Origin of the sequence: Methylomonas albis (assembly GCF_014850955.1) — a bacterium.
Lineage (GTDB): Bacteria > Pseudomonadota > Gammaproteobacteria > Methylococcales > Methylomonadaceae > Methylomonas > Methylomonas albis.
The window spans coordinates 5,263,910-5,277,060 of the sequence record NZ_JACXSS010000001.1 but is presented as its reverse complement, the minus strand read 5'-3'; the positions used below and the strand labels follow the sequence as shown (position 1 = coordinate 5,277,060).

Below are 13,151 nucleotides of genomic sequence, written 5' to 3'. Positions count from 1 at the left end.
TGACTTACAATATCGCTACCTTAGACCTCAGCGAGAGGTCTCATCATTATTTGGATCCAACCGCTTTTGAGCTCACTACGCCAACTCGTCTCCCAAACCGCCATCTACGGTCTCAGCAGTATTGTCGGCCGCTTTTTGAATTATCTGCTGGTGCCGCTGTACACCTACACCTTCAGTGCCGGCGAATACGGCGTGGTCTCCGAGTTTTACGCTTATGCCGGATTTTTTGCGGTGTTGTTAGTGCTGGGTTTGGAGACCGGTTATTTCCGCTTCCGGCAGCGGCCGGAATTTAGCGGCGACGAGGTTTACCGCAGTGCCTTGGGTTTTTTACTGATTGCCAATCTCGGTTTCATCGCGGCAATCTGCTATTGGCAACAGCCATTGGCCAACTGGCTGCAGTATCCGCAGCATCCGGAATATCTGCTGTGGTTCGGCTGGCTTTTGGCGCTGGATGCCTTGTCGGCACTGCCGTTTGCCCGGCTGCGCGCCGAGAACCGGGCCTGGCGTTTCGCCGGCATCAAAATGACCGAAATTTTCCTCGCCATCGCTTTGAATCTGCTGTTTTTGTTGGTCTGGCCCAAGCTGCACAGCCTCTGGCCGGATAGCGAACTGGCTGCTTATTACGACCCCAAACTGGGCGTGGGTTACATATTTTTAGCCAATCTGGCAGCCAGTGTTTGCAAGCTGCTGCTATTACTGCCGCAATTTCGCGCGGTGCGTTTCCAGCTAGACCCGCGCGTGCTCGGGCCAATGCTGCGCTATTCCCTGCCTATGGTCATCATTGGCTTTGCCGGCATGGTCAACGAGATGCTGGACCGGGCGATTTTGAAAGTCTTGTTGCCCTACGATTTACCCACTAACCTGAAGATGCTGGGGATTTATGGCGCGTGCTACAAGCTGTCGATTTTAATGAGTTTGTTCGTGCAGGCGTTCCGGTACGCCGGCGAGCCGTTTTTCTTTTCCTACGCCGGGCGCGCCGACGCCAAACGCGCTTATGCCTTGGTGATGCAGTATTTTGTGATCGCCGGGGTGTTTATCTTTTTAGTCGTGATGCTGTTCATCGATCTGTTCAAGTATTTTATCGGCGAGGAATATCGAGTAGGCCTGGACGTTGTGCCGATATTACTGATAGCCAATTTGCTGTTGGGGATTTATGTGAATCTATCGGTCTGGTACAAGCTCAGTGACCGCACCGGCCTTGCCGCCTGGGTATCGCTGGCCGGGGCAGGCCTGACGATTGTTTTGAATATCTGCTGGATACCGGTGTGGGGTTATGTCGGCTCGGCGTGGGCGACCCTGGCTTGTTATCTGTTTATGGTGGTTTTATCTTGGGCTTTGGGCCGGCACTATTATCCGGTGAGCTATCCGCTCATGAAGATCACCGGTTATTTCGGCTTGGGTCTGGCGCTATATTTTGCCAATCGCTACGTGTTGGATATTTATCAGGTGAATGTCTGGCTGGCCGGTAGCCTGGGCTTGGCTACTTATATAGGCATTGCTGCTTGGCTGGATGTCAGGCCGATATTACAAAGGCGGCGTAGCGCTTAAGCTTTCGGCAATTGTTCGACATAACTAGACCTCAACCGAGTGGCTTGCAAAATCTTGGTACGCCGCTCGGCAGCCTGCTGCAAAAACAGTTCGCGCGTCTGAGTGTCTGCTGTAGACCACATGCGGATTTCATCCAGTGAGCGGTAACAGCCCAAGCAAATATCGTCGTCGTTCAGACAACAGTTACGGACACAAGGCGATGCCGGGAGGTTGGCGGAGTTAATCATTTCATGTCCAATGTTTGACTAAAAAACTGCTGAGCCTGTTCGACATCCCGGCTGATTTGCAGCGTCAACTCGCTCAGCGAGGCAAACCGGATTTCGTCGCGCAGCTTCTTTTTAAAATGCACTTCAACATAATGCCCGTAAATGTCTTGATCGAAGTTGAGTAAATGCGTTTCCAGCACCACTTTGGCGCCGCCGTCGAAGGTGGGCCGCGTGCCAACATTGGCTACACCTTGATACTCGTTACCGGCCACACCGGTCATCGTTACTGCAAATACCCCGACGATAGGCGTGTTCTTCCGAAACATCCGCACATTGGCGGTCGGAAAGCCCAACTCGCGGCCGCGCTTGTCGCCGTGCGCCACCCGGCCGCATACCGAATAATCTCGGCCCAACATCAGTTTGGCTTGATCCAGTTGGCCTTCGCCCAAGGCATCGCGTATTAAAGTGCTGCTGACTCTTAATCCCGCCAATTCGAAGGAATGACTATCTTCCACCACAAAACCGTATTCCTGACCGCGATGCTGTAACAACGCAAAATTGCCGCGTCTTGCCTTGCCAAAATGAAAATCGTCGCCAACCACCAAATGCTTGACCTGCAAGCGATTCACCAGAATGTCGCGGATGAAATGTTCAGCATCATAATCAGCCAGGCTACTGTTGAACGGTAACACCAACAATTCGTCGATCGGCAATTTTGCAAATTGGATAACTTTCTCGCGTAAACGGGTCAGTCTGGAAGGAGCATGGTCACCGAGGAAGTACTCCAAAGGCTGGGGTTCGAATACCATTGCTACGGTCGGCAAACTCAGGCGCCGACCATGCTCGGCGAGCTTTTCGATCACCAGCCGATGACCGAGGTGTAGTCCGTCGAAGTTGCCTATGGTCAATACGCAGCCGTCGCGTAACGGCTCAAGATGATTCAAACCCCTAATTAAGCGCATGATGGCTGTCTGGCTAAAAAGCCTAATTCTATCAGTAACAGCCCTTGAGCGACCATGCCGGCAGTTGCCCGTGCATTGAGCGGCAGTAAAATTCGTCTTGCCGCGTCATGGTTTTCCACCGAATATAAGCCACCCTAATTCTCCGGCATACCCCGACATGACAACCATAAACAGCATTTGCATCTATTGCGGCTCCAGTCCCGGCCGACTTGACGCTTATGGCGAGGCCGCGCAGACCTTAGCCCAAGCCCTGGTCAGCCGTAACATCCGCTTGGTATATGGCGGTGCTGGAATCGGCATCATGGGTACGGTCGCGGATCAGGTATTAAAGCTCGGCGGCCAGGCCATTGGCGTTATTCCCAAAGCCTTGGCGCACAAGGAGGTCGCCCATCCCAATCTCACCGAATTACATGTCACCCAATCCATGCATGAACGAAAAATGCTGATGGCCGAACTGGCGGACGGCTTTATCGCATTGCCCGGCGGCATCGGCACGCTGGAGGAATTATTCGAGATTTGGACCTGGGCGCAGTTGGGCTTCCACCAAAAACCTTGCGGATTGCTAAATGTGGTGGGTTATTACGACGCTTTGATTAACTTTCTGGACCACGTTGCGGCGGAGCAATTTGTCAAACCGCATCACCGTGAGATGCTAATGGTCGAAGCCGACCCAAATTTGTTGCTGAATCGCTATGCCCATTATCAGCCGCCTGCGGTAAAACATTGGGTGAATAAAGACGAAACCTGAACAAACACAGCAGTTTGCGTCTGAGTTATTTTTTATTCGGATGGAGAGTTTACGGTCTTGGACTATCCTCGACAGTGTGTAACAGGCGATTTTTAGGGTTTGATAAATATGGCTAAGCAAAACGGCAAGACGTTGAATCGCAGAGTGGCATTTCGCATCTATGAGCAAGCCAATCTTTTCTATCGGCAGATTGACCAGGATGGGCGAACGCAAGCACCGGAAAACTTCGATGCTTTGCTGAGTAACGTTGATCTGTCAGATGCCGCGACACTTCATGCTCTGCCTGGTTCGCAAAGCCGGGAAAACGACACGCTCAACGTCAATATCAGCACCAGCGGTATTGCGTTTACCTCGAAAGACCCTTTGCAAGCCGGCGATTATCTGATGCTGCGGATACTGCTGTTATCCAGCATGACCGCAATCATGACTTGCTGTAAGGTGGTGTATTGCAAACCCGGCAACCCTTACGAAAACGACCGTTATCCATATTTAATCGGCGCCCAATTTGTCAATCTGACGCCTGAAGATACCGCTCTTTTAAGTAAACATATCGACAGAAGTAAAAAGCAACAGTGGGCTGTGAACGGCGTATTGCTAAGCCTGGCAGCCTTAATTCTGGCGATGCCGGATGCCGCGTTCGGGCTGTTAATGGGCTTGGTCCATTATATTTTCGAAGTAGTTTTACACGTACTACACTTGATTTTTGAGTATGCCGAATACAATCTCGACCATGTCATTGAGCACACATTCCATACTGACACCTACCCTACCCAAGTCATCGTTTTTTATATTCTGTGTACGGTCGGCCTGATCGGCATTTACTTCCTTTGGCATATTGTTCCGCGTAACTGTCGGCGAGCCGGTAATAGCCTAATCGCATTCTGCTGCCGCAAAAAAGCCAGTTGTCTGTATTATTGGGGCGAGCAAAGTTTGGTGGACAAGATCAAAATTGTCGGACTAGGGATAGTCGTGGTGGCCTGTTACGGATATTTTGCTATCTGATCGATTCGTGTCAACGCTTAGGCGAACAAACGCTGCGATACTTTTCCAGTTGCTTGGCTATTTGCAGGCTGGGCCAGCACTCTGCATGTCGGATAAAGTCGCCAAGCCATCATGCCGTCAACACTATCTGCTTGTCCGGACAGGTGTCTTCTTTAGCCCTTGTAAAAGGATGTCTAGCAAAGCGTAGCCACTGCAAACATGCTTTCTATTTCTTACGCTAGCTGTCAGAATCCTGGCAACGCTAAATTTGTTTTAAGCTGCTAACTTCATAATATGTCGCAAGATTTCAAATCTGATATCGCTGCTGCTTTCGATAATGAGCTAGCTGATAAATTTAATATTGATACCTATCAGGCCTTGGTCGAGCATATGCTTAACGGTGTCGCGTACTGCCGTATGTTTTATCATGATGACCAGCCCAATGATTTTATCTATCTTTACACCAATCCCGCCTTTGAACAGCTGACAGGGCTTAAACAGGTTGTAGGCAAGCCTGTTTCCGAAGTCATTCCCGGTATCAGGGAAACTGATCCACAGCTTCTCAACACATATAGCCGAGTCGCTGCAGGAGGAAAACCCGAGAGATTTGAAACATTTGTCGAGTCATTGGGCATGTGGTTTTGGATATCGATCTATAGCCCTCTGCCGGAGCATTTTGTTGCGATTTTTGACGTCATTACCGAGCGCAAACAAATTGAATTAGAACTTATAGAGGCTAATGAACGATGGTCTTTAGCGCAGCGAGACGCAGCGGCTGGTGCCTGGTATTGGGATGTCGGTGACAATATCATCTATTGGTCCAAAGAACTCTACGAGTTATTTGGCCTGGATCCGCAAACAGCCACAGCTAATTTTGAAACTTGGCGATCGATTATTCATGTCGACGATAGACAGCAAGCCGAGAACAACATTTACCAAGCAATTCGCGAACATTTACCGCTTTCCAACGAATACCGGATCATTACACCTGACTGCGCAATACGCTGGATTCGTGCCTTGGGTAATACAAGTTATGACACTGACGGTTTACCAAAACGCATGACCGGAATTTGTCTTGATATTACCCGCAGCAAGGCTGTCGAAGACGAGTTGCGTGAAAGTGAAGCTCGGTATCGCCAAATGTTTCAGGCAAATCCTCATCCCATGTGGCTTTATGACGTGGAAACCCTGCAATTTCTGGCTGTGAACGACGCCGCTATTGCGCATTATGGCTATAGCGAGCAGGAATTCCTATCAATGACGATAACGGCGATTCGACCGCCCAAAGATGTGCCGCGCCTGATCGACCATTTACAACAGCTTAATGGTCAAGCCCAACATCATTCCGGTCTCTGGCACCATCGTAAGAAAGACGGTACGTTCATTGATGTCGAAATCAGCTCGCATGAAATCGAATATGAAGGCAGACATGCCAAAATCGTATTGGCATACGATGTCACGGAGCGACAACGTGCCGAGCAACGCATTCAGTTTTTGGCCAATTTTGATCCGCTGACCGAATTGCCGAATCGCGGCCAACTGGATGATCATCTGCGTTATGCGCTTAGCCTGGCCAAGCGCAGTAATGGCCACTTGGCTTTGATGTTTCTTGATCTTGACCACTTCAAAGATATTAACGATACGCTCGGGCATAGTGTTGGCGACGCCATTTTAATCGAATTAGCCAAGCGACTACGTTTAGTGCTGCGAGAGGAAGATACCGTTACCCGTTTGGGCGGGGATGAGTTCATCTTGTTGTTGCCAGGGGTTGATGTAAACGGAGCCGTACATGTCGCACAAAAACTATTGAGTACCATTGCCGAACCCTTTCAAATAGAGCACTACGACTTGGTTTTGACAGCGTCAATTGGCGTCGCGATTTATCCAGCTGACGGTGTTGATTTGGAAACGCTCTCAAAGAGCGCTGATACTGCCATGTATCGCGCAAAGCAGGAGGGACGCCAAGGTTATCAATTCTTCACCCAGGAAATGCAATCGCGCTCGGTGCGCAATCTGCAAATAGTCAATGCTCTCCGTCAGGCACAGCAGCTTAACCAGTTGCAAGTCTATTATCAGCCGCAAGTGTCGATTGCGGATGGACAAATTATTGGCGCCGAGGCCTTACTGCGTTGGTGGCATCCGGAGTTAGGGTCCGTGTCGCCTGCGGAATTTATTCCAATAGCGGAAGATAGCCGATTAATTCTATCAATTGGCGAATGGGTCATCAGACAAGCGGTGCGGCAGGCAAAAGATTGGATGAAGCAAGGCTTTGCCCCACTGATCATGGCGGTCAATTTATCTGCGGTTCAGTTTCGCCATCATGACTTACCCGCCTTGGTTTCGCGAATACTTACCGAGGAAAACCTGCCCCCGGAATGCTTGGAACTGGAATTGACGGAAGGCGTGGCAATGCATAATCCACAGGGAGCCATAGCCATAATGAACAATCTGCATGCGCGCGGTGTTCGCATGTCAATTGACGATTTTGGTACGGGTTATTCATCACTCAGTTATCTAAAAAAATTCAAAAGCTACAAATTGAAAATAGATCAGTCTTTTGTGCGCGATATAAACACGGATGTTGAAGACAAAGCCATTGTCAGCGCCATTATTAGCCTGGCCAAAAGCTTGGGATTGAAAACGATCGCCGAAGGCGTGGAAACCCATGATCAACTGTCATTTCTAAAGGAACAAGGTTGCGATGAGATGCAAGGCTATTTGATCAGTAAGCCCTTACCCAGTGATCAATTTGAGGCGTTGTTGAATACTTATCGCAGTCCAAGTAGCTAATATATCAGGGCTGGAAATGGTTTGCGAAACGCTAAATGAATCGCTGGGCTTTAGCGTAACAGCCCAGCTCTATTCAAGCCTTACAGCGCTTTATACAGTTCGATTGTCTTGGTCAATTGTTCGGTAGCTTTAGCCACGTTACCGCTTTTAGACAGAATTTGTCCTTGCATCAAAGATGCATGGGCTTTTTTCGCTGCTTCAGAGTTGCCGGCAATCGCTTCGGAACTGGTTCTGGCAGCTTTCAGATGAATTTGCGCGGCGGAGAAATCGCTTTTGCTCACTTCAACCAGCGCTTTTTCGATGTGAGAGATAATGCCGGCGGTACCGGATTGTGCTGTAGCAGCTGGCGCTTCTTCAGCAGCAAATGCGCAAACGCTGGTCAGATTTAAAGACACGGCCAATGACAAGGTCAATACTGCTTTGGTAAATAGTTTCATTAATTAATTTCGCGTGATGGTTTATAGGTCCAATGCCCTAAAAAACACGTCATCACAGAATAGATTTTTTATACCGGCAACTTTCATCGCTAAGTTCAGCGTGAAAGAGCACCGGCACAGCACCTTTTGGCAAATCGCCGCCAACAGGCTTGTAGCAAATCCATGCTGATGGGAAGTATCTTTTTTCCTACTGGGTCCAATTGAAAAACTAAATTGCTTTTCAGAGTCCATCATAACGGATTTAGGGCGCCTGCAGCGGACCATTTACAGCGGGTAGTTGCGACAAGTTGCCGCACCCCTCTGATCTGCGGTTTTATAGGTCGCAAGCCGGCGGCGCTATCGCGGTCGTCACTCTCTATCGCCGGCAATCATTTATAATGACCAACTGCCTTTTTGCTGCAAAAAATCCATCATGATAGACACCCTGTATATCGAAACCGCTATCGAGCAGCATCCGCGCGTGGCGACGATTCGGCGGCGTTTTCCGCAAGCGCGGACAGTGATTTGCGAGCGGTTTGGAGAAGTGTTTAATCCCAAGGCGCAAAACTTTCGCTTACAAAAGCAGCATCCGGCCCTGATTCTGGCGGAGAAATACCAAAAGTTCGTTCTACCGGCGCCGGCGGGTTACGGCATAGGCGGCCAGCGCAATTATTATTTTTCGCACATGCTCAATTGCTTGTACGACTGCCGTTACTGTTTTTTGCAAGGCATGTATCAGTCGGCGAATTACGTGTTATTTGTCAATTATGAAGATTTTCACGAGCAGATTCGCCAGATTTGCCGGGAAACGCCTGACCAGGATGTGTACTTTTTCTCGGGCTATGATTGCGACAGCCTGGCTTTCGAGCCGGTCACCGATTTTGCCGAGCAATTTTTGCCGGTGTTTGCGGAATTAGCCAATGCCTGGCTGGAACTGCGCACCAAAAGTACACAGATCAGAAGCTTGCTGAACCGCGAGGTGGTGCCGCGCTGCGTGGTGGCGTTTAGCCTGTCGCCGGATGCGGTGGCCGATAAGGTGGAGGCTAAAGCGCCTAATGTAGCCAAGCGCATCGAAGCCGCCGCCAAATTGCAGCAACAAGGCTGGCAAATTGGTTTGCGTTTCGATCCCTTGATTTATCAGTACGACTACCGGCAGCAATACCGAGCCTTGTTCGAACAAGTCTTTGCGGTAATCGATGCCCAGGCCCTACATTCGGCTAGCCTGGGGGTGTTTCGTTTACCTGAGCAATATTTCAAAAAAATCCACAAGCTGTATCCTGATGAAAAACTATTTGCTAGCCCGTTGCAAACCGCGTCCGGCATGGTGTCCTACCGAGCCGACCTGGAACAGGCCATGATGGCCGATTGCACGCAAATGCTGCTGGAATACATCCCTGAATCGAAATTTTTCCCATGCACACTCTAAAGCGCACGCTACTGGTCACCGGCGCCAGTTCCGGCATTGGCCGGGCGATTGCGCGGCGACTGTTAGCCCAAGGTCACAAAGTTATCGGCACCTCCCGGGATTGCCGGCGTTTTACCGGTTTTCATCCGAGTTTTGTCGGCGTCGAGCTGGATCTCGCTGAATTAAACAACGTGCCGCAGTTTGCCAAACAGCTGCAAAGCGATTTTCCGCAAATGGATGCAGTGGTATTCGCGGCCGGTTACGGCCAGTTCGGCAGCCTGGAACAGTTTTCTTACGAGCAGATCGAAAAGCTGATGACAGTCAACTTCACAGCACCAGCCTGTTTGACGCGAGCCTTGTTACCAAAACTGAAGCAAAAACCGCATGCCAACCTGGTGTATATCGGCTCGGAAGCGGCGTTAAAAGGCAGCCGCAACGGCAGCATCTATTGCGCCAGCAAATTTGCGTTGCGCGGTTTTACCCAGGCCTTGCGCGACGAGTGCGGCAAAAGCCCGGTAAGGGTATCGTTGATAAATCCGGGCATGGTCGATACCGCGTTTTTTGATACCTTGTCCTTCGCACCCGGCAAACAGTCCGGCCAGGCCTTAATGGCCGATGACGTTGCTGATGCCGTCTCGTACATCCTGCAAGCCGGCCCGCATTGCGTCATCGACGAAATTAATCTGAATCCCTCCAGCAAAGTGATCGAATTTAAAAAATAGGCAACGTATTGTTAAAACACCTATTTGCAATCATGATTGCTGCTAATGTCGTTCTACAAAAGCAGCGCTAGTGGTGCTTTGAATGATGTGCGCTGGGCTTTTGGTATGTTGGTAAAATACTATTCGTTCAAATTTCAAACATAGCCGGAAACACCAATAAGCAATGGCAAAACAACAAGATTTACCAAATATTGACTGTTTAGAGGAAACAAGAAAGCTCTTAAGAGAAAATTTCCTTGCAGACAGTCGCCCATGGGTTATTGCTTACTCGGGCGGTAAAGATTCGACGCTAGTCTTGCAGCTTGTCTATGAGATGCTGCTGACGTTAACGCCGGAACAACAAAAACCTGTCCATATTATTTCTTCGGATACCCGTGTCGAAGCGCCAAATATAGAGGAATACCTGCAAAACAGTCTGATACAACTTGAGCAGCACGCTCAAACCTCCAGGCTGGATTTAGCCGTTCACTTAGTCAAACCGGAAATCGAAGAGAGCTTTTGGTCTTTGATAATTGGCAAAGGCTATCCGCCGCCAAATCGCTGGTTTCGTTGGTGCACAACCAAATTAAAAATCAAGCCGGTTAGAAAAGTCATTGACGATATTACTTCCGGGTATGGCAGCGTGATCTTGTTGATTGGTACCCGTAAAGCCGAAAGAAGTAACCGCTCCCGCCAAATTGAAAGCCGTCAATACAATAGCAGAGGGCTCAATCAACATAGCGAAATTCCCAATGCGTTGGTATTACAACCGATTATGCATTGGTCTACCGACGATGTTTGGGAGTATTTGTTCACCCATAATCCCGCGCCGTGGAATTTCGACCATGACAGAATGCTGGCACTTTACCGGCAGGCAAACAGCGGTGAATGTCCGGTTATTACCGATCTAGATACACCATCGTGCGGCGGCAGTCGATTCGGTTGCTGGACATGCACGGTAGTGAAGGAAGATAAATCGATGAAGGGCTTTATAGAAACGGGCGACGAATGGAATATGGCAGGTGCTTAGCTCTACTTTGTCAGATTGCAAAAAAGGTTCGTCATACCCGCTGGGAAGCGGGTATCCAGTGCCATGGATGGTAAGCTTCGATCCGTCCATGGCGTCTGGATTTCGGCAATCCCTGCCGAAACGACGGACTTAGAGATGTAGTTCGAGTAATCTGACAAAGTAGAATTAGCAATAAATTAAAATGAGCAATTTCAAAAAGAAAGATTTAAATCACTACCTACTAAAATTTAAAAATCTTAGACGGGACAGAAAAAACGGTGGCGCTCCGCATAAACCAATATTATTGTTAAGTATTATAAGTTTATTTGAATCAAATCCATTACAAACCAACCAAATCTATATAACTCCCGAGCTAATAAGTTTTTTTAAAACAAACTGGGCTACTTTGGTTAATTCCGATCACCATATGATATTTGCCTTACCTTTTTATCATTTAATAAGTGATGGATTTTGGAGGCTAGTTGCGAATCCAGGATGTGAAAAATGGGTTGAAGCAAAATCAGCCATGAGAAGTTTTTCCAATCTGAATACCGCTGTTCAATATGCCGAACTTGATTTCGAAATTACTCAGCTTTTGAAAGATCTTACCAATAGAGAAATATTGAAGAAATTTCTACTAGAAGAGTACTTTCCAAAGCATACGTACCATTTTGAAAACAATTCAGGCCACACGAACCTTGATGACATCGCTAACAAAATCAGAGAAGAATCACCTACCGAATATAAGCAACATCTGATTAATTTAAAAACCGAACTAGATAAAAACGCTTATGAAGAAGAAATTTTTATCCGGGGAAGCTTATTTAAGCGGGAAATACCAAAAGTATACAATAATACTTGTAGCGTTACAGGGCTGCGTATAGATGCAGTCATTTCAGTATCTATGATAGATGCATGCCATATCACACCATTTTCTGAAAGTTATGATGACACCATTTCCAATGGAATAGCATTGTGTCCAAACTTACATAGAGCATTTGACCGTGGATTGATTTCTATTGATGCGAATTATCGAGTAATGATAAGCTCCACCTTTTCAGAGCTCTCGAAATCCACTCATAGTATTCGCCAATTTGAAAGGCAAATAATTAGCCTCCCAGACAATCCACTATATTTTCCATCCCAAGAGAATTTAGCTTCCCACCGTAAAAAATACGGATTTCTATAAAGACACAATATACATGGCTAACGAAATAATATTCCATGAATTTCGACCTCTATTTTTAACTTTACATCGCATTGGCCCTTTTCAAAATGCGCCATATGAAGTTGACTTCACCGACAAGCAAAATCGCCCTTGTAATTTTTTCCTGTTGACATCAAAAAATGGATTAGGAAAAACAATTGTTTTGGACACATTATCCTGCTTACTTAGTTTGCTAGGCCAAACCGAGCCTAAAGAATATGGACTGGAAGATTTAGACAGAGGGACTGGACGCGCACAGCTTGATTTAAAACTTCGGGTTTATTGGCAAGGACTAGATCATCATCTGGTTTTGTCGATTTTAGGCGGTGATTTAAGCAACGACTTGTCGTTAAAAGTTTGGAGTAATGATGACCTAAATTCCCATGGGACATCAAAATGGCACCGCATAGGATTTATTGGACAACACAGTGGCCTGCCTTTAAAACCATTATCGACGCATAAAGGCGACGACTTTATTGGTGACTTATTGGCAACCATTCAATTTAATATTGGAAGTTCACCGTCTAGTTTTGGGGAAAGTACATTTTCTTATCCAACCACACTTAACTTTTCCGCTTACCGAGATATTCCGCAGATTAGTGCCGCTAGAGAAATAGCTCAGCCGCGTTCAATTACCAGACCTCAGTATTGGGGATATAACCCGGTACATTCATTTTCCGCACACAATGAAACATGGACTTACTCATTGGATAATCTGTTGGTTTGGCTGAAATGGCTTGAAGGTGGCCGTTTTGAAAAAGCCTGCGAATATATAAATAAACATGTATTTGACGGCTCCAGTAAGTTTTTAAAAGATGTAGACCGTCCTACTTTAGAAGCTATTATACGCACGGGAGATAATGAACCTAGCGAACACCGCCTAGACCGATTGAGCAGCGGCGAAAAGAATCTGATGCAGTTATTTTTGCGTATTGGCGCTCATCAGACCAAAAACACTATTCTATTAATCGATGAATTCGATGTGCATTTACATATTCGCTGGCAATACCGATTGTATAATGCATTAAAAGCATTAGCGTTAAGAGATGATACTAATTTTACCGTTATAGCTAGCACACATTCGACAGAAATACTCCAAACCTTTGCTGACACGATGGACATTGAGGAATATGGGTTAATTAAAGGCGGCCATCTAATTAAGCAAGATATGGAGTAAC

The 13,151-nt window shown here is 47.5% G+C and carries 12 protein-coding genes; 9 read left to right on the top strand and 3 right to left on the bottom strand.

The genetic code is table 11. The features are described from left to right. Positions 1 to 66 precede the first annotated feature (66 nt). Positions 67 to 1,548, top strand: a complete 1,482-nt coding sequence (locus EBA_RS23910) for an MATE family efflux transporter (protein ID WP_192377048.1) — start codon at positions 67 to 69, stop codon at positions 1,546 to 1,548. Here the strand turns inward: EBA_RS23910 and EBA_RS23905 are convergent. Both EBA_RS23905 and ribF read right to left on the bottom strand, forming a co-directional pair. Next, positions 1,545 to 1,775: a DUF1289 domain-containing protein gene (locus EBA_RS23905; RefSeq protein ID WP_192377047.1), complete on the bottom strand. Its 231-nt coding sequence runs from the start codon at positions 1,773 to 1,775 to the stop codon at positions 1,545 to 1,547. The two genes, EBA_RS23910 and EBA_RS23905, sit on opposite strands and share 4 nt — an antisense overlap. Beyond that, positions 1,772 to 2,716: a bifunctional riboflavin kinase/FAD synthetase gene (ribF, locus tag EBA_RS23900; RefSeq protein WP_192377046.1), complete on the bottom strand. Its 945-nt coding sequence runs from the start codon at positions 2,714 to 2,716 to the stop codon at positions 1,772 to 1,774. Before ribF ends, EBA_RS23905 begins: the two co-directional genes overlap by 4 nt. Positions 2,717 to 2,873: 157 nt before the next feature. Between ribF and EBA_RS23895 the strand changes: the two genes are divergently transcribed. The 3 genes from EBA_RS23895 (at position 2,874) to EBA_RS23885 (ending at position 7,235) form a co-directional block, all read left to right on the top strand. Further along, positions 2,874 to 3,464: an LOG family protein gene (locus EBA_RS23895; protein ID WP_192377045.1), complete on the top strand. Its 591-nt coding sequence runs from the start codon at positions 2,874 to 2,876 to the stop codon at positions 3,462 to 3,464. A gap of 108 nt (positions 3,465 to 3,572) precedes the next feature. Next, positions 3,573 to 4,466, top strand: a complete 894-nt coding sequence (locus EBA_RS23890) for a PilZ domain-containing protein (RefSeq protein WP_192377044.1) — start codon at positions 3,573 to 3,575, stop codon at positions 4,464 to 4,466. A 273-nt stretch (positions 4,467 to 4,739) separates the two neighbouring features. Then, the gene (locus EBA_RS23885) at positions 4,740 to 7,235 is read left to right on the top strand and encodes a sensor domain-containing protein (RefSeq protein ID WP_192377043.1); all 2,496 of its coding nucleotides are present in this window, start codon (positions 4,740 to 4,742) and stop codon (positions 7,233 to 7,235) included. An 80-nt stretch (positions 7,236 to 7,315) separates the two neighbouring features. Here the strand turns inward: EBA_RS23885 and EBA_RS23880 are convergent, their stop codons facing one another. Then, entirely contained in the window at positions 7,316 to 7,672 is a 357-nt protein-coding gene (locus tag EBA_RS23880; RefSeq protein WP_192377042.1) for a hypothetical protein, read from the bottom strand. Positions 7,673 to 8,084: 412 nt separating this feature from the next. Here EBA_RS23880 and EBA_RS23875 point away from each other — a divergent pair, with 412 nt between their 5' ends. The 5 genes from EBA_RS23875 to EBA_RS23855 all read left to right on the top strand — a co-directional run bounded on the left by EBA_RS23875 (position 8,085) and on the right by EBA_RS23855 (position 13,150). Further along, positions 8,085 to 9,077, top strand: coding sequence for an SPL family radical SAM protein (locus EBA_RS23875; protein ID WP_192377041.1), 993 nt, complete (start codon positions 8,085 to 8,087; stop codon positions 9,075 to 9,077). Then, positions 9,065 to 9,778 (top strand): SDR family oxidoreductase, encoded by a 714-nt coding sequence (locus EBA_RS23870; protein ID WP_192377040.1) that lies wholly within the window; start codon positions 9,065 to 9,067, stop codon positions 9,776 to 9,778. Before EBA_RS23875 ends, EBA_RS23870 begins: the two co-directional genes overlap by 13 nt. Before the next feature lie 163 nt (positions 9,779 to 9,941). After that, entirely contained in the window at positions 9,942 to 10,787 is an 846-nt protein-coding gene (gene dndC, locus EBA_RS23865; protein WP_192377039.1) for a DNA phosphorothioation system sulfurtransferase DndC, read from the top strand. 181 nt (positions 10,788 to 10,968) lie between these two features. Then, on the top strand, positions 10,969 to 11,955 hold the full coding sequence (locus tag EBA_RS23860) for an HNH endonuclease (RefSeq protein ID WP_192377038.1): 987 nt from the start codon (positions 10,969 to 10,971) through the stop codon (positions 11,953 to 11,955). A gap of 13 nt (positions 11,956 to 11,968) precedes the next feature. Next, on the top strand, positions 11,969 to 13,150 hold the full coding sequence (locus tag EBA_RS23855) for an AAA family ATPase (RefSeq protein WP_192377037.1): 1,182 nt from the start codon (positions 11,969 to 11,971) through the stop codon (positions 13,148 to 13,150). Position 13,151 lies beyond the last annotated feature (1 nt).

Coding starts and splice junctions, on each gene's coding strand:
- EBA_RS23905 (WP_192377047.1), bottom strand. CDS start 1,775: ATGATTAACTCCGCCAACCTCCCGGCATCGCCTTGTGTCCGTAACTGT.
- ribF (WP_192377046.1), bottom strand. CDS start 2,716: ATGCGCTTAATTAGGGGTTTGAATCATCTTGAGCCGTTACGCGACGGC.
- EBA_RS23895 (WP_192377045.1), top strand. CDS start 2,874: ATGACAACCATAAACAGCATTTGCATCTATTGCGGCTCCAGTCCCGGC.
- EBA_RS23890 (WP_192377044.1), top strand. CDS start 3,573: ATGGCTAAGCAAAACGGCAAGACGTTGAATCGCAGAGTGGCATTTCGC.
- EBA_RS23885 (WP_192377043.1), top strand. CDS start 4,740: ATGTCGCAAGATTTCAAATCTGATATCGCTGCTGCTTTCGATAATGAG.
- EBA_RS23880 (WP_192377042.1), bottom strand. CDS start 7,672: ATGAAACTATTTACCAAAGCAGTATTGACCTTGTCATTGGCCGTGTCT.
- EBA_RS23875 (WP_192377041.1), top strand. CDS start 8,085: ATGATAGACACCCTGTATATCGAAACCGCTATCGAGCAGCATCCGCGC.
- EBA_RS23870 (WP_192377040.1), top strand. CDS start 9,065: ATGCACACTCTAAAGCGCACGCTACTGGTCACCGGCGCCAGTTCCGGC.
- dndC (WP_192377039.1), top strand. CDS start 9,942: ATGGCAAAACAACAAGATTTACCAAATATTGACTGTTTAGAGGAAACA.
- EBA_RS23860 (WP_192377038.1), top strand. CDS start 10,969: ATGAGCAATTTCAAAAAGAAAGATTTAAATCACTACCTACTAAAATTT.
- EBA_RS23855 (WP_192377037.1), top strand. CDS start 11,969: ATGGCTAACGAAATAATATTCCATGAATTTCGACCTCTATTTTTAACT.